This window comes from Pseudomonas syringae pv. tagetis (assembly GCF_022557255.1).
GTDB lineage: Bacteria > Pseudomonadota > Gammaproteobacteria > Pseudomonadales > Pseudomonadaceae > Aquipseudomonas > Aquipseudomonas caricapapayae.
The window spans coordinates 5,215,001-5,237,964 of sequence record NZ_CP092923.1; the positions used below are offsets into that span (position 1 = coordinate 5,215,001).

Genomic DNA, 22,964 nt, shown 5'->3' on the forward strand with positions numbered 1-22,964 from the left:
CTGCTGCCTCCCGTAGGAGTCTGGACCGTGTCTCAGTTCCAGTGTGACTGATCATCCTCTCAGACCAGTTACGGATCGTCGCCTTGGTGAGCCATTACCTCACCAACTAGCTAATCCGACCTAGGCTCATCTGATAGCGCAAGGCCCGAAGGTCCCCTGCTTTCTCCCGTAGGACGTATGCGGTATTAGCGTCCGTTTCCGAGCGTTATCCCCCACTACCAGGCAGATTCCTAGGCATTACTCACCCGTCCGCCGCTCGCCACCAGGTACAAGTACCCGTGCTGCCGCTCGACTTGCATGTGTTAGGCCTGCCGCCAGCGTTCAATCTGAGCCATGATCAAACTCTTCAGTTCAAACATCTAACTGGGTTTTGAGAAAACCCTAAACTTGGCTCAGCAATCGTTGGTTACATCTTTGATTTCTCGCGGAGTAACTTGGGTTGCTGATAATCTGTTGACTTCAGTCTGACACCACAAGCACCCACACGAATTGCTTGATTCAGTTGTTAAAGAGCGGTGGGCCAAGACCTTTCGTCTCAACCGAGGCGCGCATTCTACAGCGTCCTCTGTATCTGTCAAGCGGTTATTTCAACAAGTTTTCAAAGTTTCCTTTGCAACTTCAACCACTTGCGCTTCGATCAACTCTGCAGTTGCTCATCAGCGGGAGGCGAATTCTACAGCGTTACAACCGCGTGTCAAACTCTTTTTTCTCACCGCTGCCGATCAATCCAGACCCGACCTCCTTCCTCGCTGACTCTTCACTCCAAACCCTTGTAAACTATTGATCTACAAGGCTTTTTCGTTTCCGTCTGCGCCGGAATTGGGGCGAATTATAGACAGATCACAGAGGGCGTCAACCGTTATTTTGAACTTTCTTCGAAAACCAGAGTAACTCGCCCGAAAGCCTTCTTGCCAGCCTGGCAGACATGAGTCGAACCCAGCTTGAATACAAAGCTGCGATCAACCACTTCACCATCTATACGCACACCGCCAGATGCCAGCAGGTCACGCGCAACCGCGGCGTTCTTCACCAACCCTGCCTTATTAAGAACAGCCGAGATCGGCATATCTTCTGCAGCAGCCACGGATATCTCTGGCAGATCATCCGGCAATTCGCCTTCCTTCATACGGTTACCCGCAGAGCGGTGCGCGTTGGCCGCAGCCTCTTCGCCGTGAAAGCGTGCCACCAGTTCTTCAGCCAGCTTGATTTTGATATCACGCGGATTGGCACCCGCTTCACAATCGGCCTTCAGCCCGTCGATTTCTTCCATGGAGCGGAAGCTCAGCAGTTCAAAGTAACGCCACATCAGGGAATCAGGAATCGACACCAGCTTGCTGTACATAATGCCCGGCGCTTCCTGAATACCGACGTAGTTACCCAGCGACTTGGACATTTTCTTCACGCCGTCCAGCCCTTCGAGCAACGGCATGGTCAAGATGCATTGCGGCTCCTGACCATAAGCACGCTGAAGCTCGCGCCCCATCAGCAGATTGAATTTCTGGTCGGTACCACCGAGCTCGACGTCAGCCTTCAAGGCCACGGAGTCGTAACCCTGCACCAGCGGGTAAAGGAATTCGTGAATGGCGATGGACTGATTGCTTTTATAGCGCTTGTCGAAATCGTCACGCTCAAGCATTCGGGCAACAGTGTACTGCGAGGACAGCCGAATAAAGTCGGCCGGACTGAGCTTGTCCATCCAGGTCGAATTGAATGCGACTTCGGTCTTGGCCGGATCGAGAATCTTGAAGACCTGAGACTTATAGGTCTCGGCGTAGTCAAGGACCTGCTCGCGGGTGAGCGGCGGACGCGTAGCGCTTTTACCACTCGGGTCGCCGATCATGCCGGTGAAGTCACCGATCAGGAAGATGATCTGGTGACCGAGATCCTGGAACTGCCGCAGCTTATTAATAAGCACGGTATGCCCGAGATGGAGATCGGGGGCCGTCGGGTCGAAACCAGCCTTGATACGCAGCGGCTGGCCACGCTTCAGCTTCTCGACCAGCTCGGCCTCGACCAGGAGTTCATCTGCACCGCGCTTGATCAGCACCAGCTGCTCTTCAACCGACTTCATTTCAGCCCCCAATTCAAAGGGAACCAACCTTACAAGATCAGAGCCCAATTACAAGTTTTGCCCAGCGTTTGCCTGCGAATCAGTGACCGATACGCGGGAAGGGTTGCTTCGAGCAGGTTTTGGTTATATTTTATACAGTTATTTCATCTTCATCATGTCATTCATCTTTTCCATTTCACCTTTTTCAAAGTCAAATTACCTATGAAAGACACACCGCCTAAAGCGCCCCCGCTTTATCCGAAGAGTCACCTGCTCGCTGCAAGCGGCATCGCCGCATTGTTGAGCCTGGCTCTCCTGGTTTTTCCTTCCAGCGAAGTCGAAGCCAAACGAACGAACCTTTCCCTTGATCTGGAGATGCCGGATCAGGACGTACAAGACCAAGACGCTCCGCAAGCCACTCAAGCCACACCTGAAACCACCGAATCGCCATTTGCGCAGATCGACAACGCCGAAGAACAGACTCAGGACACCGCAACAGCAACGTCCGAAGCAGAAAAGCCGACAGCTGCCCCTGCAAAAGACCCAAACCATCGGGAAGTCACGGTCAGCAAGGGCGACACCCTTTCGACTCTGTTCGAAAAAGTCGGGCTGCCAGCCGCTACCGTTCATGAGGTACTGGCCAGCGACAAGCAGGCCAAGCAATTCAGCAAGCTGCAGAACGGGCAAACCCTGCAGTTCGAGCTTTCGCCGGACGGCCAGCTCAAGCAACTGCATACCAAACTCAGCGAACTCGAGACCATTAGCCTGTCGAAATCGGCTTCCGGCTTCGTTTTCAATCGCGAGATCAGCAAGCCCAACGTGCGCAATGCCTATGTGCACGGGTTAATCAACAGCTCCCTTTCGCAGTCTGCGCAACGCGCCGGTCTGACTCACAGCATGACGATGGACATGGCCAACATCTTCGGCTACGACATCGACTTCGCGCAGGACATCCGCAAGGGTGACGAGTTTGACGTGGTTTATGAGCAGAAAGTGGTCAACGGCAAAAGCGTCGGCACAGGTAACATCCTGTCCGCCCGCTTTACCAACCGTGGCAAGACCTACACCGCTGTTCGTTACACAAACAAACAGGGCAATACCAATTACTACACAGCCGACGGCAACAGCATGCGCAAGGCATTCATCCGTACGCCGGTAGACTTTGCCCGCATCAGCTCAATGTTCTCGATGGGCCGCAAACACCCGATCCTCAACAAGATCCGCGCCCACAAAGGCGTCGACTATGCTGCGCCACGCGGCACGCCGATCAAGGCAACCGGTGATGGCAAGGTTCTGCTCGCCGGCCGTCGCGGCGGATACGGCAATACGGTCATCATTCAGCACGGTGACACCTACCGCACGCTGTATGGCCACATGCAAGGCTTCGCCAAAGGTGTACAAACCGGCGGAACCGTCAAGCAAGGTCAGGTAATCGGCTATATTGGAACTACCGGTTTGTCCACAGGACCGCACTTGCACTATGAATTCCAGGTCAATGGCGTTCACGTAGACCCGCTGGGCCAGAAGCTCCCGATGGCGGATCCGATCGCCAAATCCGAAAAACAGCGGTTCATGCAGCAAAGCCAGCCTTTGATGGCGCGCATGGATCAGGAAAAGGCCACCACGCTGGCCTCGAATAAAAGGTAATCCATGGACTTCTTCTATATTGGTGTGATGTCCGGCAGCAGTCTCGATGGGATTGATATCGCCCTTTTGAAGCAGGATGACCGATCAAGGCTTCTGGCCACTCACTACATCCCCATGCCGGAAGACCTGCATGCCGAGTTGCTGGGGCTTTGCTCCAGCGGCGTGGATGAGCTCGCGCGCGCGGCAATTGCGGAGCAGAAGTGGTGCAGACTGGTCGCACAGGGCGTGCAGACCTTGCTGCAAGATCAAAACAGGGTGGCCGCCGAGATCCGCGCCATTGGCAGCCACGGCCAGACAATTCGTCACGAGCCCGCGCGCGGCTACAGCGTTCAGATCGGTAACCCTGCGCTGCTGGCAGAGCTGACCGAGATCACCGTGGTGAGCGACTTCCGCCGTCGCGATATCGCAGCTGGCGGACAGGGCGCACCGCTCGTGCCCGCCTTCCACGAAGCGCTCTTCGACGACAATAAAGATCACCGCGCGGTATTGAACATCGGCGGGTTCAGCAACCTGAGCCTGATCGAATCCGACCGCCCGGTCGAAGGCTTCGATTGCGGGCCTGGAAATGTCCTGCTTGATGCCTGGATACAATCGCAGCGTCATGAGAGCTATGACAAGGATGGCGCTTGGGCGGCGAGCGGCAAGGTTGATGATGCACTGCTCAAGAAGCTGCTTAGCGATCAGTTCTTCCTGACCAAGGGCCCCAAGAGTACAGGCCGGGAAGTGTTCAACCTGGGCTGGGTGCACCATCATCTGTTTCAGCTACCCACACTGGCACCGGAGGATGTGCAGGCCACTCTGCTGGAACTTACGGCACTGACCATCACAGAGTCTCTGCAATCCGCACAAAAAATTACCAAAGAGCTTCTGGTATGTGGCGGTGGTGCCCATAACAAGGCACTGATGAAACGCCTCGCCGAGCTGCTGCCCAATACCGAGGTCAAAAGTACTCAGGAGTTCGGCGTAGACCCCGACTGGGTCGAGGCCATGGCGTTTGCCTGGCTGGCACATTGCTGTCTGGAACGCGTCCCGGCCAATCGCCCGACGGTAACCGGCGCAAAAGGCAGACGTGTTCTAGGCGCGATCTATCCCGCCTGACCTGCTGTCTGAACGCAAAACGCCGCTCGATGAGCGGCGTTTTTGTTTGCAGCTGCGACCTTGTCAGATCGAAAACGAGGAGCCGCAACCACACGTGGTGGATGCATTCGGGTTCTTGATCACGAATCGCGAACCTTCAAGCCCTTCCTGATAATCGACCTCTGCGCCAGCCAGATACTGGAAACTCATCGGATCGACCACGAGGCTCACGCCCTCGCGCTCGACGATGGTGTCATCGTCTGCGACGTCTTCATCAAACGTGAAGCCGTACTGAAAACCCGAGCAACCGCCACCGGTAACGAATACACGCAGCTTGAGACGATCATTGCCCTCTTCGTCGACCAGGGTTTTCACCTTGTGCGCTGCATTTGGAGTGAACTCCAAAGCGGTAGGCGTGAAGGATTCGACACTCATGTCAGATATCTCCCGGCGTTAGCCGTCGTAATGCGTAATGACGGCATTATCCGCTTCTCCCAGAAAATCGGTCAACTATTTGGTGGAGGGACAGCTCCAAGGTACAAGTACAGGACCACAGCCTTTGCCTTGCAACCTGGAGCCTGAGGCCTCTTAAGGCATCATGCCCGCATGAGACAGCCCGGCACGCTCATCCAGACCGAACAGGATGTTCATGTTCTGAACCGCCTGACCTGAAGCGCCTTTCACCAGGTTGTCGATCACCGATAGCACGACAACCAGATCGCCACCCTGCGGGCGATGCACCGCGATGCGGCAAACGTTGGCACCACGCACACTGCGCGTCTCGGGATGGCTACCCGCTGGCATCACATCCACAAACGGCTCGTCGGCGTAACGCTTCTCGAACAGAGCCTGAAGATCTACCGAGCGATCAGTCACCGTTGCATAGAGCGTGGAGTGAATGCCACGAATCATCGGCACCAGATGCGGAACAAACGTCAGGCCGATGTCACCACCTGCCGCGCGGCGCAGGCCCTGGGTGATTTCAGGCAAGTGACGATGGCCTTTTACGGCATAGGCTTTAAAGCTTTCATTGGCTTCCGAATACAGAGAACCGATGTTCAGACCACGGCCCGCACCGCTGACGCCAGATTTACAGTCGGCAATCAGGCGAGTGTTGTCGGCAATGCCCGCTTCCAGCAACGGCAGGAAGCCCAACTGGGTAGCTGTCGGATAGCAGCCAGGCACCGCGATGAGCCGTGCGTTCCTGATCTGCTCGCGATTGACTTCTGGCAGCCCGTACACCGCATCCTGCAGTAACTGCGGAGCACCGTGAGGCTGACCGTACCACTTGGCCCATTCGACCGGGTCCTGCAGGCGGAAGTCGGCAGACAAATCGATCACTTTGGTGCCCGCAGCAAGCAGCTCGCCGGCCAGTGCATGAGCGACCCCGTGAGGCGTAGCGAAGAACACGACGTCACAGGCCCCCAGGGTTTTCACGTCAGGTACGCTGAAAGCCAGGCCGTCGTAATGACCTCGCAGGTTCGGGTACATGTCGGCGACCGGCATACCTGCCTCGGAACGCGAGGTGATCACCACGACTTCTGCCTGCGGATGCTGTGCCAACAGACGCAGCAGCTCGACCCCGGTGTAACCCGTGCCGCCGACGATACCGACCTTGACCATAACCTGCCCTCAACGAAACAACTGGAAAGCGGTCGATAATAGGAGCCTATCGCCTCTGCGACAACCGACAACGTGACGTACGGACGCACAAGACACTACTATTCGGCCACCGTGAACCTGGGAATAATCAAAAATGCTCTATCTATGGATCAAAGCACTGCATGTCATTTCAATGGTCTGCTGGTTTGCAGCCCTCTTCTATCTGCCAAGACTGTTCGTTTACCACTCGATGAGTGAGGACACGATCAGCCGTGAGCGTTTCATGGTGATGGAGCGCAAGCTCTACCGTGGCATCATGACTCCGGCGATGATCGCAACACTGATCTTCGGCGGCTGGCTGATCAGCTTTGATGCCAGCGGTTATTTCAGCCAGGGCTGGATGCACGCGAAGCTAACGCTGGTTTTCCTGTTGATCGGCTATCACCATGTCTGTGGCGCGCAGGTCAAACGCTTCGCCCGCGGAGAAAATGGCCGCAGTCATGTGTTCTATCGTTGGTTCAACGAGATTCCTGTACTGATCCTTATCGCCATCGTCATTCTGGTCATCGTCAAACCCTTCTGACCCGATAAGCACCGGCCTTATCAGTCACGTGACAGGGCGCTGGGCTTTACCCAAGGGGTAACGCAAGCGCCCTGTACTGTTCTCAAACTCAAGACAAGGAAGCCCTGTATGGCCGATTCCCACTTCAAGATTGTATTTGAGGGACAGGTGCGTGAAGGTGTCGAACCAGACACCGCAAAGGCCAACCTTGCGGGGCTGTTCAAAAGCGAATCCGCTGCCGTGCAGAAGTTGTTCAGTGGCCAACCGGTCGCGCTCAAGCGCGGGCTGACCTACACCGATGCCGAGCGCTACCTGAAGGCACTGAACGACGCAGGCGTCGAAGCACGTATCGAACCTGATAGCGACATCAGCCTGAGCCTGAATGAAACAACCAGCCAGCCGCTACAAAAACCTGCGCATCTGGAAATATCGCCCTATACGCCGCCCAAGGCCCAGGTTGGCGGTGATCAGCCGGAATATGCACCTCTGAAAGTCCTGAGTATCCACGGGCGCATCGGGCGCTTGCGCTACCTGGCCTGGAGCCTGGTATTGAGCGCCGCAGCGCTGGCACTGGTGGCTGTATGCCTGCTGGTCATGAACGAGTCACTGGTTGCAGGCGGGCTGCTGATCGCAGTAGTGCTCGTAGTATTCGCCGTCATCGGTGCCCAGATCGGCATACAACGGCTGCACGACATGGGCTGGTCGGGCTGGCTCTTGCTGATGACGATGGTGCCCTTCATAGGCAGCGTCTTCCCGTTCATCATGTTCCTGCTGCCCGGTACAAAAGGCACCAACTCGTTCGGTCCACCGCCGCCACCGAACTCGAAAGGCGTGAAGACGTTAGCCATTCTATGGGTGTTGTTACTGCCCCTTATTCTGATCGGCATCACTGCCGGCGGCGCAGGCATGCTGCGCGACGAGCTGGAACTGCAGACCGACGAGTATGAGCAATCCCTCCCATACGATGATGACGAAGACCGTGACAGTGCCATGAACGTGCCTGTGGAAGTCAACAAAGAGCTCAAAGAAACCGAGTGACCCGTAATAGACTGCTCACGGCCCGGTAGACTGCCGGGCGCAATATGCTCAATGGAGAACTGCATGACCCGTTACGCCCTGATCACCGGCGCGTCCAGCGGCATAGGCCTGGCGATGGCCGAAGCACTGGCACGTCGCGGTCGCAGCCTGATCCTGGTCGCCCGCCAGCGCGATCTGCTTGAAACCATCGCACTGGAGTTGACTCAGCGCTTTGGCGTGGAAGTGCTGTTTCGTGCATGCGATCTGGGCGAGCCTTTGCGGCTCTCGGGCTTTCTGCTGGAGCTGGAAGACGGTGCCCATCAGATTGATCTTCTGGTCAACGCAGCGGGTATCGGCACCTGCGGGCCGTTTCTGGCTCAAGACTGGAGCGCCGAGCAGGACCTGATAGACCTGAACATTCTGGCACTGACGCGCCTGTGCCACACGGTCGGCAACCTGATGGCTATTCAGGGCGGCGGGCAGATCCTCAATGTCGCCTCGGTGGCGGCTTTCCAGCCCGGCCCGTGGATGAGTACCTATTACGCCAGCAAGGCTTATGTGCTGCATTTTTCCGAAGGGCTGCGCGAGGAAGTGAAGAAGGCCGGTGTGAAAGTCTCGGTGCTCTGCCCTGGCCCGACCAGAACGGCTTTTTTTCGTACCGCGCAGTTGCAGGTCAATATCGATAACCTGATGAGCCCAGAAGAAGTGGCGCTGTATACCGTTCGGGCGCTTGCAAAAGACCGTGCGGTTATCATTCCCGGCTTCAGTACCAGGCTGTGGACATTCAGCCCGCGCCTGGTTTCGCGCTGGCTGGCTCGCCAGATCAGCGGCTACATCAACAAGAAGTACTGCCCGCGCTGACAGACAAACGGCTGGGCGAGCGTTGCCTTGCTCAGTACACTCAGACGCACTGTTGCACCGCGATACATGCGACGACCATCAACCGACAAGGAGCAAACGGCTGTGGAAACTTTGTTCACCAAGATCATCAATCGGGAAATTCCGGCGAAGATCATCTATGAAGATGATCAGGTACTGGCCTTTCACGACATCGCCCCGCAGGCACCGGTGCATTTTCTGGTTATCCCGAAAAAGCCCATTCGTACCCTGAACGATCTGACCGAAGAAGACAAAGGCTTGGCTGGGCATATCCTGTTCACCGCACAGCGCCTGGCCGTTGAACTGGGCTGCGAAGAAGGCTTTCGTGTGGTCATGAACTGCAATGAGCTGGGCGGGCAGACCGTCTACCACATTCATATGCATGTACTGGGTCAGCGCCAGATGAACTGGCCGCCGGGCTGATCAGATGTTTCCGGGGTTTGCAGCCGCTCAGCGACCGTCATGATCGCTGAGCGGGCGATACAAGCCCTGCTGCCTCCGGCCGATTCGGGTAAACTGCCTGCATGATCTTCCGGAGGTGCCCATGGCTACCGAACGTCACTACTCCCCCCTCGACCGTCTGTTACTGCAAGCCGATAGCGCGATGCGCACCTTGCTGCCATCGAGCGCTCATTCGCGGCGCCCTTCCCCTGCGGTTGTCAAACCCGATCACAAGATGAGCGATGTCGACACTCGTCATGTGGCGGGCCTGATGCGCATCAACCACACCGGTGAAGTCTGTGCGCAAGCGCTTTATCAGGGGCAGGCGCTGACGGCGAAGCTGCCCAAGGTGCGCAAGGCGATGGAGCATGCGGCTGAAGAGGAAATAGATCATCTGGTCTGGTGCGAACAACGCATTCATCAACTTGGCAGCCACACCAGCGTACTCAACCCGCTGTTTTACAGCCTGTCCTTCGGGATCGGTGCTGTAGCCGGGGTCATCAGCGACCGGGTCAGCCTGGGCTTTGTTGCGGCAACAGAGGATCAGGTCTGCAAGCACCTGAACGAACACCTGGAGCAATTGCCGACCGAAGACGGAAAGTCCCGGGCCATTCTGGAACAAATGCTCAGCGATGAAGAGCACCACGCTGAATCTGCGCTGGAAGCAGGCGGCTTTCGTTTCCCGGCACCAGTCAAGTTCGGCATGAGCGTTTTGGCCAAGGTCATGACCAAGTCGACTTATCGCATCTGACGACGAGACACGCTCCATAAAAAAGGCGCCTGCAAGAGGCGCCTTTTTAATATCCGAACTGCAGGCTTATACCGCCACGTTACGGCCGTAGAAGATTTCCAGCATTTCGTGTTTGACCTTGGCGGTCACTTGCTCGCGCTGCTCGGCAGACAAGTTGCTGGTGGCATCGCCGAACAGGTAGTTATCCAGCTCGAACTGCTTGAGCAGCATCTTGGTGTGGAACAGGTTTTCCTGATACACGTTCACGTCGGTCATCTGGTAACCGTTGCGCGTGTCTTCAGACAGGTAATTCTGGATCGAGTTGATTTCATGGTCGATGAAGTGCTTCTTGCCTTCCACGTCACGGGTAAACCCGCGCACACGATAATCGACCGTCACGATATCCGACTCGAACTTGTGAATCAGGTAGTTCAACGCCTTGAGCGGTGAAATAACGCCACAGGTCGACACATCGATATCCACACGGAACGTGGCGATGCCGTCCACCGGATGAATTTCCGGGTAGGTATGGACCGTGATGTGGCTCTTGTCCAGGTGCGCCAGGATGGTTTCCGGCAGTGGACCTGGCGACTCTTCGATCTGGCTTTCGGTAGGCGTCACCGGCTGTTCCGAGATCAGAATGGTCACACTGGCACCTTGTGGATCGTAATCCTGACGCGCGATGTTCAGGATGTTGGCACCAATGATATCGACAACATCAGTCAGAATCCGCGTCAGGCGTTCTGCGTCGTACACACTGTTGATGTATTCGACATACGCCTGCTGGTCCTGCGGGGTTTCCGCATAGCAGATGTCATAAATGTTGAAGCTCAAGGTCTTTGTCAGGTTATTGAACCCGTGGAGCTTGAGTTTGCTTTTCACCGTTAAAAACTCTCTATATGGGTGCGGCGCCAGCCGCGTGATCAAGCATGCCCGTCAGTTGAGTCCGGCTCATCTGCGTAGGACGGTTAACACCTCTTCGCGTTGGCGATTTTGGTTGTCTGTTCGGGCCGGCAGCAGAAAACCAATACATGCCGCGCCCTGAAAAAGTGGCGCATTATGCAGACGTCCGAAGCCGTCTGCCAGAGTGTGCGCCGTTTTTATGATCGTTGGATGTCTGGCGTTCAGGCCAGTTCGACAATTTCATAATCGTGAGTGATCTTCACGCCCGCGTTCCCGAGCATGATCGAAGCGGAACAATACTTCTCCGCCGACAGCTCGATAGCCCGCTTGACCTGAGCTTCTTTCAGCCCGCGACCCTTGACGACGAAGTGCAGGTGAATACTGGTGAACACTTTTGGGTCTTCATCTGCGCGCTCGGCTTCAAGAAACGCCTCGCAGCTTTCCACCGGCTGGCGCGACTTTTTCAGGATGCTCACCACATCGAAGTTGCTGCACCCACCCAGACCGATCAATACCATTTCCATCGGGCGTACACCCAGATTGCGGCCGCCGCTTTCAGGCGGGCCGTCCATCACTACCACATGACCGCTGCCGGATTCGCCGAGGAACATGGCTTCGCCAGCCCATTGGATGCGTGCCTTCATCGCCAAGACTCCACTGTAAAAAAGGGGTCGCCAGCTTAGCACAGCACCAAAAGCTGTCCGGAGGCATTGAAAGAAATGCTTTTTGTTGGAAACGCGTAGGATTATTCGCAAATAGCCCCCTACACGTCCGGAAAAGCTGCTGAGAATGCAGCCTCAGCCGATACCTATAGGTATGCCATTTGGCCATACACCTTATTTCGGAAGTCACGCATGGTCGCAATAACCTTTACCCCCAAAGCAAACAGTCTGGACAAGCTGCTGCCCCATGCAGAACGCCGCCGCTGCCCCGCGAAGAGCAACATTATCAATGCGGGTGATCGCTCTGAGTCTCTGTTTCTGATTCTCAAGGGCTCAGTCACGGTTCTGATCGAAGACGACGAGCGACGCGAGATGATCGTTGCCTATCTCAATAGCGGAGATTTCTTCGGTGAGCTGGGTCTGTTTGAACAGCCGGGACACGAGTCCGTACGTAGCGCATGGGTGCGTGCCAAGACCGAGTGCGAAGTGGCCGAGATTTCATACGTAGCCTTCCGCGAACTGACCCGCCAAGAGCCGGAAATCCTCTATGCACTCGGCAGCCAGATGGCTGATCGTCTGCGCAATACTACGCGCAAGGTAGGTGACCTGGCATTTCTCGACGTTACCGGCCGAGTGGCTCGCACGTTGCTTGAGCTGTGCAAACAGCCGGATGCGATGACCCACCCGGACGGTATGCAGATCAAGATTACCCGTCAGGAAATCGGACGCATCGTCGGCTGTTCGAGGGAAATGGTCGGTCGAGTGCTTAAAGCTCTGGAAGAACAGAGCCTGGTCAACGTCAAGGGAAAAACAATGGTGGTCTACGGCACACGCTGAAGCTCTGGCATTCAGAGCTCAGCGAGCAGACGCCGGTAGGCTTGCGCCAGGCGCTCCAGAACATCGACATCCGGAAACACTTCATGCAAGGCGATGTGGCTTTCGGCTCTTACACGCGGTTCAAGTTCGCAAAGTTCGTTGAAGCGGTTCACTGCGCCCGCCATCTGTAGGCGCTCGTCATCCAGCAGCAACGCGCCATGAGCCAGCACCACCGGACGCGTGCCGCCCCGACTCTGGCGCCAGCGCTGGGCGGTTCCGACCATCTTGCGAGCATTGAGGTTGACGTTGAAGCGACCGTCACAGAATGCACCCGGCACCTCACCCAGCGAAGCTTGCCCACCCAGATGTTCCAGCAGGTCGAGAATCGGCTGACACAAGCGCAGGTAGGCGGTTTCTATGCGGTCCCGATCAACGTCATTGTGCGGCTGTGCATAGACCAGCGCGATATTCACCGTGGCCGAGGATTGCGGCACCGGCTCACCACCGGTTTCACGCAACAGCACCGGCCAGCCATTATCAGCCAGGGTCTCGCTGGCTTCGGCAAAACCCGGCAGTCGGCTCATACGGCGCGGCATGACCAGTGCCCGGTCATTGGGTCGCCAGAACAGCAATCCATGATCGGTAACGCCGGTGCATACAGACGCCAGAAGGTCCTGCTCGGCCTGCAAGCCTTGTTCGACGCAGATGTCGATGATCGAGTCTTGCATGCCGGACCTAAGCGTAGTGTTCAGTCAGTCGATGGACGGGCCGCTAGCCGCAGGCTTGCGCTCCGGAAAGAACAGCCGCTGCAACTCGGCACCAGGATGTTCGGCGCGCATGAAAGCCTCGCCTACCAGGAACGAATAGACATCGTTGATTTCCATCAGCTCGACATCCGCACGGTTGAGAATGCCGCTTTCAGTGATGACCAGACGATCACGCGGGATACGGGGCAGCAATTCCAGCGTGGTTTCCAGGCTCACTTCAAAAGTGTGGAGGTTGCGATTGTTGACACCCACCAGCGGCGTATCAAGCGTCTTGAGTGCCCGCTCCAGCTCGTCGCCGTCGTGCACCTCGACCAGTACGTCCAGCCCGACACGCTTGGCAACGTCGGCCAGCTCAGCCATTTTCACGTCATCCAGTGCCGAAACGATCAACAGAATGCAGTCAGCGCCCAGCGCGCGCGCCTCGACGACCTGATAAGGGTCGATCATGAAGTCCTTGCGGATCACCGGCAGGTTGCACGCCGCACGTGCTTCCTGCAGGTAGGCATCGGAGCCCTGAAAGAAATCGACGTCGGTAAGCACGGACAGGCAGGTTGCGCCCCCCGCCTGATAGCTTCTGGCAATTTCGCCCGGCAGGAAGTTTTCCCGGATGACGCCCTTGCTCGGCGAAGCCTTCTTGATTTCCGCGATGACAGCAGGCTGCTTCAATCTGGCCTGAGTGATCAGCGCATTGGCAAAACCACGGGGTGCGCCAGCCATGGCGGCCTGCTGCTCAAGTTCAGCCAGACTCACAATCGCGCGACGGGCCGCGATTTCCTCGGTCTTTCGAGCAAGAATCTTTTCCAGTACGGTTGGCACGCTCATGCTTCGTTCTCCTGTTTGAATACCGCCGTGAAGGCACCCAATTCTTCCAGCTTTTCCCGCGCGAGGCCTGTGTGCAGGGCATCATGCGCCAGTGCCACACCCTCTTTCAGGCTGGTGGCATGGTCGGCAGCATAAAGCGCGGCACCGGCATTGAGCACGATCATTTCCGCAGCTTTCTGCCCATTTTCGGTTTTGCGCCGCCCCAATGCATCGCGAATCAGTTCCAGCGAAGCTGCCGGACTTTCCACCGCCAAGCCATACAGACTCTGGCTTTTGATACCCAGGTCTTCAGGTTGTACCCAGTATTCAGTCACTTCGCCATTTTTCAGCTCGGCCACGAAGGTCGGCGCGGCCAGGCTGAACTCGTCCAGGCCGTCCTGAGAATGCACGACCAGCACATGCTTGCTGCCCAACCGCAGCAACACTTCGGCCAGCGGGCGGCACAGCGCCTGATTGAACACACCGACGATCTGGTGGCGAACACCCGCCGGGTTGGTCAGCGGCCCCAGCATATTGAACAATGTGCGCAGCCCCAGCTCGCGGCGCGGCCCGGCAGTATGCTTCATGGCCGTATGATGAGACTGGGCGAACATGAAACCGATGCCGACGCTGTCGATGCAGCGCGCCACCTGCACAGGCGTGAGGTTCAGATAAACCCCGGCGGCCTCCAACAGGTCGGCACTGCCGCTTTTACCCGAGACAGCACGATTACCGTGCTTGGCCACCGTGCAACCCGCAGCTGCGATGACGAAAGCAGAAGCCGTCGACACGTTGAAGATATTCGCGCCATCGCCGCCCGTACCCACGATGTCGACCACGCCGTCCAGGGTTTTCAGTTCAACCTTGCCTGCCAGCTCGCGCATGACCGAAACCGCACCGACGATCTCATCGATGGTTTCACTCTTCATGCGCATGCCCATCAGAAATGCACCGATCTGCGCTTCGGTGCACTGGCCGGTCATGATCTCGCGCATGACATCGCTCATCTCGTCAGTGGTCAGGTCCAGCTGGTTGACCACGCGATTGAGCGCATCTTTGATATTCATGGGGGTATTCATAAAAAGTCCTTAGCCCTGACGATGGCCGCCGTTCTGCTTGAGAAAGTTGGCGAACAGCTCATGGCCTTGCTCGGTCAGGATCGACTCGGGGTGAAACTGTACCCCCTCGACGTTCAGTGTCTTGTGGCGCAGGCCCATGATCTCATCGACTGAGCCGTCTTCCAGCGCCGTCCAGGCGGTCACTTCCAGGCACTCGGGCAGAGTCTCCTGCTTGACGACCAGCGAGTGGTAACGGGTGACCACTAACGGATGATTCAAGCCCTCGAACACACCGCCGTCTTCGTGAACGACCGGGCTGGTCTTGCCATGCATCACCTGACGCGCGCGGACCACATCGCCACCGAATGCCTGACCGATGGACTGATGCCCCAGGCAGACGCCCAGAATCGGCAGCTTGCCTGCGAAGTGTCTGATCACGTCAAGCGAGACGCCAGCCTCATTGGGTGTACACGGGCCAGGCGAAACCACGATGCGCTCGGGGTTGAGGGCTTCGATCTGGGCAATGGTCAATTCGTCGTTACGAATGACTTTGACATCGGCGCCCAGCTCACCGAGGTACTGCACGACGTTGTAGGTAAACGAATCGTAGTTATCGATCATCAGCAGCATTTTGCTATCAACCTTTTGATTTACTGACTTGATTCAGGCCTTCCGGATTCCACCTCGTTCATGCATTCCAGGCACAACGCCGGAGATGACAGAAAAAGAAGCATCACAAATCGAAGGCATACAGGTACGGGGCCGGCAGGGCCGGCAAGGAAATAGTCAGGCGCGCCAACGCCAACGGGCGTGAGCCTTGATAACGCGCATCAAAAGCTTGCTGACTGTCGTCACGGAAGGGGTCTCATCGGTACGTTTCGGGACATTAGCGTACCGAATCAGCCGGTGCAATATGAATGTACCGGGCAGGACCGATTGAAAAGCCCGTCAGGACCGAAAAGAGGGCCGCGCCTCCTGATGGAGGCGGGATTCAGGCTGGGGCACGATGGCCGAGGGGTGGGGAGCCGGAGGGAACATCAGTGCGCAATCTCGCGCACGTAGGCTTGGCAGGCCTTCAAAGCGATCAGTCCCTGATCGCCGTAGTCGGTGATGGCGACAATTCGTCCAGCAGCCGCTGGGTCAAGTTCGCCTCGCGGGCTTCCATGAACCAGGCTGTCGGAATCGGTGGCGGCTGGCATTTCGTCGTCACCGGGGGAGCTTGCGAGAAGGACTGACAGCCGCAGATCAGCGGTAGCCAGACGATCACGCAAGCGAGCTTGAGCAGTCTGTGCATCGCTCAATTCCTTATGAATGGTTGTATCGTTATCTTGCAGACGGAGTTCCAGCGCCCGCCTTCGCGCTTGTTCAGCGTTCTGCCAGTCGACGACCGTCAGCGCCGCCTGTTCGCGCTCACGCTGCCAAGCCAGCGTTTGCGTAGACAGTTGCAGGCCATAGCGGGCCGCCTGCCACTGCAAGGCGGCCCATGTGCCGAGCCCCGAACCCAGCACGAACGCCACGATCACGAAACGCATATCCAGCGCTTTCATGGCAGCACCTCCAGTGCTCGCTGATACAGCAGTTGCCGATCAGCAAGGCCATTGGTACCGCCATTGATACGCCGGGTGATCATCAGAAAATCGCCCTTGTCTGCCAGCCCGTTGAGATTGGCCCGGTCCCAGAACCACGCCGCCGACATCGCGGCGTGCTCCGGCTGTTCGAGCAGCTGCGGCTGGCCAAGCAAGTCCAGCCCGAGCGCCTCCCCGCACGCTTCATAGTTCGCACGCCCCGTCACCTGAATCAGCCCGCGACCCCGGTACAGTTGGCCATCACCATCTGCCTCTGGCGTATTGCCCAGACGCAACGCCAACTGCCCCGTGTCGTACTTGGCCAGATAGCTGTCGCTACCCAGCTCACGCACATAACGAAGCTGCCCGGACTCATGCCCGATTTGAGCGATGAACGCGGCGATACGCAGGCGAGTGTCGATGGCGTAGCGGGCCATGGCGATGTTGAGAGCAGGAACGAAAACGCCGGCGTTAGGGCCGGCGTTGGGGAGGATGTGCAGTAGTTGTTGCTGGTTGATAGGCATCGGTCCTCCTATTAGGGGTTACAGGACTAACCCGCCCCCTGAGTCGATAAAGTTCCCCTGTTTAAAAGCAAGTTGAACGACAGATAAAACAACGCTCCGTCAGTGCGGGGCGTCATTGATCAGGCAGTTCGTCTTCACTTACACCCCTTGGAATTGCGAGTTTTTCCAGTGGCGGCACCTCAACAAATGGCGTCGCAGGCGGAACGGGCCAATCGAACGACATCGGAAAGCCCGAGAGCGCATCGAGTTGAGCGAGCTGTACCCGATACAGCCGATACGCATCTAACTCGGCTTGTAGCACAGGCAGCGCTTTTAATTGAGTTTCAGTGGCCAAACCCAATGCAACGGCATCTTGCAGAGTGTCCAGCTCATTAACCAATGCGTTGATTTTTTCCGTCGCCCCGGCCGAATAACCGCCGCGCAGAATCATGACACGTGCCATGACCATCTCTTCGGTCGGTTCAAGAATCTCGCCAAATTCACCGGCGACTGCGCGATTGAAAAGATCTACGCCATGCGGCTCCGAGTCATCGGCAGAGGCAGTGAACGGTACTTCACCATAAAAATCTTTGGTTTCTTCAAAGACCACCCAAAGCACAATTGATGTATGGGCCTGATCGGACCAGCGTGGGTTGCGAGCGCCTAATACTGTATTCATATAATGACCTTTAAGAAACGCGTTGAAAGAGAGTGCGTTCACCGTTTGTGAAAGCGCCGTGCGCGCGCCAGGTACCCACGCCAATAAGGCCAGAGTTGTTGCCCGCGCCATCGCCACTGTTTGTGGAGCTATAAATCAGGTTGGAACCCGCTATCATCCCTCCTTGATTGACTTGGCCCTGAGAAGTAATGACACGTGCAAAAGCGTAAGAACCAATTGCACTCATGCCCAACCCGGCAAGTTTCGCAGGCAGGTTGTAATCATTCGTCAGGTCGCCAAAGTCAGTGCTGTCAACTTGAAGGCGCAGGCTGCCGGCACTGTTATAGCCAAGGCGGATTTTGTTTGTCGACATGTTCGGACCGCCCCCCTGTTCGATGGGCGGAAACCCCAAACGCGGCTGTAAGTAATAAACCTGACCATCCGACCCTCTGCGCATGTATGGAAGATTTACGTCATTACCGGCAAATCCCACATACGTAATAGAGTCCGCCATAACCCGCTGTACATCACGGGCATCCGTCTCAGCCTTTGTATAGGCATTGGTAATGCCGTACGCAGCAAGCGTACTGCCCCAGTTGGCTTTGCTGCCTGGATCGAAGTTGTTGGCGTACCAGAGAGTCCCCATATCAGTGGCATCAACGGTCGCCTTGAGACCTTTGTCCGACCACCCTATCTTCACAACATTATTGAGCTGACCGGTGCCTGTACCTTGCTGAACTGGCGTGTACCCCAACTTGGTCTGAAGCCAGCTGGTAGCGGAGTCAGAAGACCGTCGCATATAAGGCTGCCCCAGATCTCCACTGGCCAGCCCCACGTAGGAGATGCCATCAGCCGACGCCCTGGTTGCCACACGCGTGTCCACTTCGCTTTTGGCATACACCTCGGCCTTGGTGTACGCATCCGAAATACCATTACCGCTGAGTGTTGTAGGGTTACTCCCCTCTTCCACCTGCCCGAACTTATTGACCTTGACCCGAGTGTAATCACCCGCAGCCACGCCACTGCGCCCCAGTAGGCGCTCGAACGCAAGGTCAGTTGTACCCAGCACCGGTACGGTGGTATTGACCAGTTGCCATACGGTGCCGGCGTTCTTCGTGCCTGCCTGTACTGGAACAAGATGGCCCGGCGTGCACTCGGTGCTTTCGTTCGCATCCTGCGCACGCACCCAGGCACCTGCCGCGGCCAGATAAATCCAGTTCTGCGACGCGGTGTCCTGATTTTTGACCAGCACTCGATCACCCGCAACCAGCGTGACGTCATCAATGGTCTGCAAGCCGCTCAACCCGATGGAAACTGTCGTCGCACAGCGCACTGCCTTCTTATAGTCAGATGCGGCAAGCCCCAGAATGGCCCTGTGCAATTGAGTGACATCTTCCTCGTTCGGCACCAGACCAGCGCCGAGGATCACGTTCAAAATCTCCTGCGTCACCGCGTTGCCCCACTGCGCAGGAATCAGCGAACCGGGGGTGCCGGTGGCCGGGTTTTCATCTACAAACTTGCCGCTTGCCAAGCCTACGCCCGGCACACTCTTGGGATAATCCACATTGTGTTCCTCAATTGAAGTTTACGAATTCGACGCTATGCGCCGGTGCTGCTCGACGGATCAAACATTCGATTGCGAGCCCGGGGTTGACCCCGAACCGCTCTCCCCAGTAGCTGGCCCCGAAGCGTCGGCCCAGGCGCTGGCGCCCGCCGGTGTTCAGGGTCCACATGAATTGCGCGTTCCAGGTGCCGAAGTGCGCCCGGCCAAAACGCGAACGCCCCATACGGGGCGCTCGGTGTTCGGTCACGGTGGCGTCGGGGTAACCCTGACTGATGGCAATGTCGATGTAGAACGCTACGTTCTGCCCTCCTGTCGCTACCAACCGCTGGCGCACTGACAGACGCCGGTCTGCGAACAGGGGTTTGAGGCCGAGGCACGGGTCGGGCAGATTCATGACCCGCTCCCAGTCCGGCACCAGTTCACTGACGGTCGCGGGGTCCATCTCGTTGAGCAGGTCGAAGGCGCGGCCATCGATGCGTGCAAACTCCCGGGACAGGCCGGTAATGACCTGCTGCAATTCCGGCACCCTTTCCGGGTCCCAAGCGGGACCGAATGGCAGCAGCGCCTGCAACTGCTCGGCGTAATGTTCGGCAGTTCTTATGACGACCATTGGATACCCCCGAACGTGAGCAGCTGGTTGGCGGCTGCGGCAACGTTGGCAACCGGTGACACGAGCACATGATCGGTTTCGCCTGTCGCACGGCTGATGGCCTCGGCGATGTGGGTCAGCAACAGCGTTTCGCCCAGCCCCGCCTCACGGTTGTGCAGGTCAAGCAACTGAGCCTCGACCGCCGCCCGTACTGCCGAGGTGTCCGGCGTGAGCCTGATCGTGTAGACCACCGGCTTCTGCACCGGCGCCAGCACGTACACGTCGGCAGTGACCGGACGCAGTGGCTCGATGTACGCAGCCATTTCAGCCAGTTGCCCGGCGTCAGGGATCGGATTGACTTCATCGTCACGCATGAAGAACACCGCCACGGTGCCCGGTCCCATGTAACGACGCACGCACCATGCACGTGTGACGCCCGGCACCTCCAGCGCCCAGGTCACGTAGTCATCCTGATTGCCACCATGCGGAATAACTCGGTATGAGCGCACCACACGAGCCCGCAACGACTCGATACTTTCCTGCGCGATGCCGCCAGTCAGACCGTCGCCGATGACGGTGAACGTACTGTCGATGCCTTCGACCGGCTGCACAGCGGTCATGACCAGACCGGCATCGGCGTTACCGAGCACGCCTGCATCCACTGCTTCGACCGTGGTTGTGTTGCTGCCTGCAACCGTGGTGACGCCTTTTGTCACTCGATAGAAGCGCCCGTCACTGAATTGCAGAATCGTGTCGACATCCAGCACCGCACCGGCAGCGGCGCTAAAACGCACGGAGCCAGTAGCGGCCTGGGCAACCTTGCGTGGCTGCCTCATACGCAGGATGGCTTGCCGTTCAAGGGTCTCCTCATCAGCTGTATCGGGCAGAATCTGGTCGGCAATCCAGTCCTGATAGCCGTACAGCCCGTAGGCCGCACCGCTGTGCGCGCGGGACAGTACCCGAGCATCGGACTGACGTAGCGCTTCGTCGGCGAGGTCGACCTGGGTTCGGTTGATCAGCGCCGGTAACGTAGGTGTTTCAAACGGCATAAATCACCTGCCACTGTTCAGAAGGGTTGAAGCGCACGATCTGACCGTCCGAAGCGACCAGCTCGACGCCCAGGTTCAGGCGATTGCTCTGAACCTGTTCGGTAAGGATGTTGATGTTGCTGACCTGACCGTCGTCGATCAGCCAGTCGAGTGCTTCGCGGGCATAGAACTCGGCATCGCGCCGGGTCTGCGCGGTGAGCCGGACCCGGCGCAGCAGCCACAGCCGGGAGCCGATACGGTCATTGGCCTGCGCCGGGTAGGTATCGCCCCACCAGCCGTAGCGTTCGGCATCGTCGAACGGGTCGTCCGCCTCGGCACGCCGCCAGGTGAACAGGCTGATGACCACCGAGCGCAACAACGACGCCTGCAAAGAGCCTTCAATGATCATCCGGCACCTCCCGCGGGCGGTCCGCTCTGTCCATTACCTGCCTGAACAGCACCATGCAGATGGCTGATCTGACTGATGCCACCTGCAACCTGATCGCCTTGGGAGACGATCTTTCCGGTCTGGGTGATCTGCGGTGTATCGAAGTTCACTGCGACCGCCGCCTTGATGTTCAAGGTGTCGGTTTCAATGTCGATGACCTTGCCGCGCTTGAGGTGAATTTTGTCACCCTCGTCGGTGTAGATCGCCACTTCGCCGGACTCCAGCCCCTTGAGGCGATAGCGCCGGTCGGCCACTACCAGCAGCAGACCGTGTGAGCGGTCGCCGCCAATGAAGGCGGCGATGCCTTCGGCGCCGGCCAGCGGGTTGCTGGTGAAGCCGTAGGGCTCGAAGTGCTCCATGTCGTCCTTGACCTCTCCGGCTGTGAGGCGCATTTGCAGCGCCTGCATTTTGCTGCTGGCCCTGGCGAGCACCACCGTGCCGCGCACCAGCATGCGATTGAGTAAGCTCATGAGGTTGTTTCCTCGTCGATGGGCAGTAGCCAGGAGTAAGCGTCCTGATTGACCTGCACCTTGCTGCGCTTGTTGGGGTCACCAGGCTCGGCCTGGAAACCTTCAGGCGGCCCAACCACCAGTGTGGTGGTCGTGCCTTTATCGGTCAGGGAATAGGTCACGGCTGAAATCAGCATGTTCCGGCTCGCAAAACCAATCACCGGATCAATCACCCGCACCAGAGTGTTGTGCCGCCAGAGCGCGCCGTTGGACTGCCGCCAGCCCTGCACCTTATAAGTAGTGAGCAGTGCCTTGCCCGCCCGCTGACCACGCTCCCAATTGGCCCGACTCAGGGCAAGCGCGGGAGTGATCGGGGCGTCCTCATGCACGATCAGCACGCGCAGACGTTTTTCATGCTCCGGGTCGTCATGCCTGAGGTCGGTGACTTCAGCTGACACCTCTGACGCTTCCTTGCCGAATGTCTTGTCATTACCGGTCTGCTGACCAATCACCCGGTATTCGGAAAAGAGTCCGGAAAAATCCCGGGCGATGCTGGCGCTGAGTACATTTTTGCCGAGCTCGAGCGCGTCGGCGCTCTGCCCCCGGCTACCCGGCCTGGCCAGCACCACATTGCCGTACTCGTCATCGGTGGAGAAAATCCGGAACAGGGTCAACAGACGGTCAATCGACTTGAACACGCTTTCAGCCGGCTCGATGGTGTGATCTGCCATTTTCGAGGTTTCCGGTATTTCGCTGATCACCTTCAACGTGTAAGGAGCAGCCAATGCCTCAACAATCTTCAGCACCCCAACGCCTTTCCACTGGCTCGGCCTGTTGATAGCCGAGCAGTCAATGAGGTCGGCGGTTTTCGAGCGACCGGAAATAGTCAGTGTGACCTGCGTTCCGTCGTAGCTGACCGGCGCGGCAAATACCCAGCCGGTCAGGATCAGTTCGCCGCCGATACGCACTTCGCAGGCTGCACCGGGGGTGATCGGATGCGCGACTTCAGTGCCCGGCCACTGCCAGGTAATACTCACGTCAAAGCTTCGTGCCTGACGCTCGATGCCGGCAGAGATTTCCACCGTTTTCCAACCGGCGTAGTCGTGTTTGTCCACCGTCAGGGTGACAACGTTAGGGTCGATCATGGG

26 protein-coding genes and 1 rRNA gene (1 of these 27 cut by a window edge) are annotated in these 22,964 nt (G+C 57.6%); 8 read left to right on the forward strand and 19 right to left on the reverse strand.

Annotated elements, in window-relative coordinates; translation table 11 throughout:
• Window positions 1-353 (reverse strand): 16S ribosomal RNA (locus tag MME58_RS23340); it reaches 1,186 nt to the left of the window's first position.
• A gap of 506 nt (window positions 354-859) precedes the next feature.
• Entirely contained in the window at window positions 860-2,071 is a 1,212-nt protein-coding gene (gene tyrS / locus MME58_RS23345) for a tyrosine--tRNA ligase (RefSeq protein ID WP_054987094.1), read from the reverse strand.
• A gap of 201 nt (window positions 2,072-2,272) precedes the next feature.
• Here tyrS and MME58_RS23350 point away from each other — a divergent pair, with 201 nt between their 5' ends.
• Together MME58_RS23350 and MME58_RS23355 are read left to right on the forward strand one after the other, a co-directional pair.
• Window positions 2,273-3,697, forward strand: coding sequence for a peptidoglycan DD-metalloendopeptidase family protein (locus MME58_RS23350; RefSeq protein WP_054987093.1), 1,425 nt, complete (start codon window positions 2,273-2,275; stop codon window positions 3,695-3,697).
• Between the two features lie 3 nt (window positions 3,698-3,700).
• On the forward strand, window positions 3,701-4,795 hold the full coding sequence (locus MME58_RS23355) for an anhydro-N-acetylmuramic acid kinase (protein ID WP_054987092.1): 1,095 nt from the start codon (window positions 3,701-3,703) through the stop codon (window positions 4,793-4,795).
• A 63-nt stretch (window positions 4,796-4,858) separates the two neighbouring features.
• On the opposite strand, the gene erpA is transcribed toward MME58_RS23355, so the two are convergent.
• Complete coding sequence (gene erpA / locus MME58_RS23360; RefSeq protein WP_002551953.1) at window positions 4,859-5,209, reverse strand: iron-sulfur cluster insertion protein ErpA; 351 nt, start codon at window positions 5,207-5,209, stop codon at window positions 4,859-4,861.
• 153 nt (window positions 5,210-5,362) lie between these two features.
• A complete protein-coding gene (argC, locus tag MME58_RS23365; protein WP_054987091.1) occupies window positions 5,363-6,397 on the reverse strand; it encodes an N-acetyl-gamma-glutamyl-phosphate reductase in 1,035 nt (344 codons plus the stop codon).
• A 133-nt stretch (window positions 6,398-6,530) separates the two neighbouring features.
• Here argC and hemJ point away from each other — a divergent pair, with 133 nt between their 5' ends.
• The 5 genes from hemJ (at window position 6,531) to coq7 (ending at window position 10,026) form a co-directional block, all read left to right on the forward strand.
• Complete coding sequence (hemJ, locus tag MME58_RS23370) at window positions 6,531-6,959, forward strand: protoporphyrinogen oxidase HemJ (RefSeq protein ID WP_055006362.1); 429 nt, start codon at window positions 6,531-6,533, stop codon at window positions 6,957-6,959.
• A gap of 108 nt (window positions 6,960-7,067) precedes the next feature.
• Entirely contained in the window at window positions 7,068-7,976 is a 909-nt protein-coding gene (locus tag MME58_RS23375; protein WP_054987089.1) for a DUF805 domain-containing protein, read from the forward strand.
• A gap of 63 nt (window positions 7,977-8,039) precedes the next feature.
• Window positions 8,040-8,816 carry an SDR family NAD(P)-dependent oxidoreductase gene (locus tag MME58_RS23380; protein ID WP_054987088.1) on the forward strand — a complete coding sequence of 259 codons (777 nt, stop codon included), beginning with the start codon at window positions 8,040-8,042 and terminating at the stop codon, window positions 8,814-8,816.
• A gap of 102 nt (window positions 8,817-8,918) precedes the next feature.
• Window positions 8,919-9,257 (forward strand): histidine triad nucleotide-binding protein, encoded by a 339-nt coding sequence (locus tag MME58_RS23385; protein WP_054987087.1) that lies wholly within the window; start codon window positions 8,919-8,921, stop codon window positions 9,255-9,257.
• 121 nt (window positions 9,258-9,378) lie between these two features.
• Window positions 9,379-10,026: a 2-polyprenyl-3-methyl-6-methoxy-1,4-benzoquinone monooxygenase gene (gene coq7, locus MME58_RS23390; protein WP_055006363.1), complete on the forward strand. Its 648-nt coding sequence runs from the start codon at window positions 9,379-9,381 to the stop codon at window positions 10,024-10,026.
• A gap of 66 nt (window positions 10,027-10,092) precedes the next feature.
• Here coq7 and speD read toward each other — a convergent pair whose 3' ends face one another.
• Together speD and MME58_RS23400 are read right to left on the reverse strand one after the other, a co-directional pair.
• Window positions 10,093-10,887: an adenosylmethionine decarboxylase gene (gene speD, locus MME58_RS23395; RefSeq protein WP_002551946.1), complete on the reverse strand. Its 795-nt coding sequence runs from the start codon at window positions 10,885-10,887 to the stop codon at window positions 10,093-10,095.
• A gap of 242 nt (window positions 10,888-11,129) precedes the next feature.
• Window positions 11,130-11,552 (reverse strand): OsmC family protein, encoded by a 423-nt coding sequence (locus MME58_RS23400; RefSeq protein ID WP_054987085.1) that lies wholly within the window; start codon window positions 11,550-11,552, stop codon window positions 11,130-11,132.
• A 210-nt stretch (window positions 11,553-11,762) separates the two neighbouring features.
• Here MME58_RS23400 and crp point away from each other — a divergent pair, with 210 nt between their 5' ends.
• Window positions 11,763-12,407 carry a cAMP-activated global transcriptional regulator CRP gene (crp, locus tag MME58_RS23405; protein WP_054987084.1) on the forward strand — a complete coding sequence of 215 codons (645 nt, stop codon included), beginning with the start codon at window positions 11,763-11,765 and terminating at the stop codon, window positions 12,405-12,407.
• Window positions 12,408-12,418: 11 nt separating this feature from the next.
• Here crp and MME58_RS23410 read toward each other — a convergent pair whose 3' ends face one another.
• The 13 genes from MME58_RS23410 to MME58_RS23470 all read right to left on the reverse strand — a co-directional run bounded on the left by MME58_RS23410 (window position 12,419) and on the right by MME58_RS23470 (window position 22,961).
• Window positions 12,419-13,114 (reverse strand): lipoate--protein ligase family protein, encoded by a 696-nt coding sequence (locus MME58_RS23410; protein ID WP_054987083.1) that lies wholly within the window; start codon window positions 13,112-13,114, stop codon window positions 12,419-12,421.
• Window positions 13,115-13,138: 24 nt separating this feature from the next.
• The gene (gene trpC, locus MME58_RS23415; RefSeq protein WP_054987082.1) at window positions 13,139-13,975 is read right to left on the reverse strand and encodes an indole-3-glycerol phosphate synthase TrpC; all 837 of its coding nucleotides are present in this window, start codon (window positions 13,973-13,975) and stop codon (window positions 13,139-13,141) included.
• Window positions 13,972-15,021, reverse strand: a complete 1,050-nt coding sequence (gene trpD, locus MME58_RS23420) for an anthranilate phosphoribosyltransferase (protein WP_054987097.1) — start codon at window positions 15,019-15,021, stop codon at window positions 13,972-13,974. Before trpD ends, trpC begins: the two co-directional genes overlap by 4 nt.
• Before the next feature lie 21 nt (window positions 15,022-15,042).
• Window positions 15,043-15,642: an aminodeoxychorismate/anthranilate synthase component II gene (locus tag MME58_RS23425; RefSeq protein ID WP_054987081.1), complete on the reverse strand. Its 600-nt coding sequence runs from the start codon at window positions 15,640-15,642 to the stop codon at window positions 15,043-15,045.
• Between the two features lie 407 nt (window positions 15,643-16,049).
• Window positions 16,050-16,559, reverse strand: a complete 510-nt coding sequence (locus MME58_RS23430) for a lysis system spanin subunit (protein WP_055006364.1) — start codon at window positions 16,557-16,559, stop codon at window positions 16,050-16,052.
• The gene (locus MME58_RS23435; RefSeq protein ID WP_054987079.1) at window positions 16,556-17,101 is read right to left on the reverse strand and encodes a glycoside hydrolase family 19 protein; all 546 of its coding nucleotides are present in this window, start codon (window positions 17,099-17,101) and stop codon (window positions 16,556-16,558) included. Before MME58_RS23435 ends, MME58_RS23430 begins: the two co-directional genes overlap by 4 nt.
• Before the next feature lie 112 nt (window positions 17,102-17,213).
• Complete coding sequence (locus MME58_RS23440) at window positions 17,214-17,759, reverse strand: tail fiber assembly protein (RefSeq protein ID WP_055006365.1); 546 nt, start codon at window positions 17,757-17,759, stop codon at window positions 17,214-17,216.
• A 10-nt stretch (window positions 17,760-17,769) separates the two neighbouring features.
• Window positions 17,770-19,302 carry a hypothetical protein gene (locus tag MME58_RS23445; protein ID WP_055006366.1) on the reverse strand — a complete coding sequence of 511 codons (1,533 nt, stop codon included), beginning with the start codon at window positions 19,300-19,302 and terminating at the stop codon, window positions 17,770-17,772.
• A 10-nt stretch (window positions 19,303-19,312) separates the two neighbouring features.
• A complete protein-coding gene (locus MME58_RS23450) occupies window positions 19,313-19,912 on the reverse strand; it encodes a YmfQ family protein (protein ID WP_055006367.1) in 600 nt (199 codons plus the stop codon).
• Window positions 19,900-20,940 carry a baseplate J/gp47 family protein gene (locus MME58_RS23455; protein ID WP_055006368.1) on the reverse strand — a complete coding sequence of 347 codons (1,041 nt, stop codon included), beginning with the start codon at window positions 20,938-20,940 and terminating at the stop codon, window positions 19,900-19,902. The genes MME58_RS23450 and MME58_RS23455 overlap by 13 nt, the downstream gene beginning before the upstream one ends.
• Complete coding sequence (locus tag MME58_RS23460) at window positions 20,930-21,328, reverse strand: phage GP46 family protein (RefSeq protein WP_055006369.1); 399 nt, start codon at window positions 21,326-21,328, stop codon at window positions 20,930-20,932. Before MME58_RS23460 ends, MME58_RS23455 begins: the two co-directional genes overlap by 11 nt.
• On the reverse strand, window positions 21,325-21,837 hold the full coding sequence (locus tag MME58_RS23465) for a phage baseplate assembly protein V (RefSeq protein WP_055006370.1): 513 nt from the start codon (window positions 21,835-21,837) through the stop codon (window positions 21,325-21,327). The genes MME58_RS23460 and MME58_RS23465 overlap by 4 nt, the downstream gene beginning before the upstream one ends.
• On the reverse strand, window positions 21,834-22,961 hold the full coding sequence (locus MME58_RS23470) for a phage baseplate assembly protein (RefSeq protein ID WP_055006371.1): 1,128 nt from the start codon (window positions 22,959-22,961) through the stop codon (window positions 21,834-21,836). Before MME58_RS23470 ends, MME58_RS23465 begins: the two co-directional genes overlap by 4 nt.
• Between the last annotated feature and the right edge of the window lie 3 nt (window positions 22,962-22,964).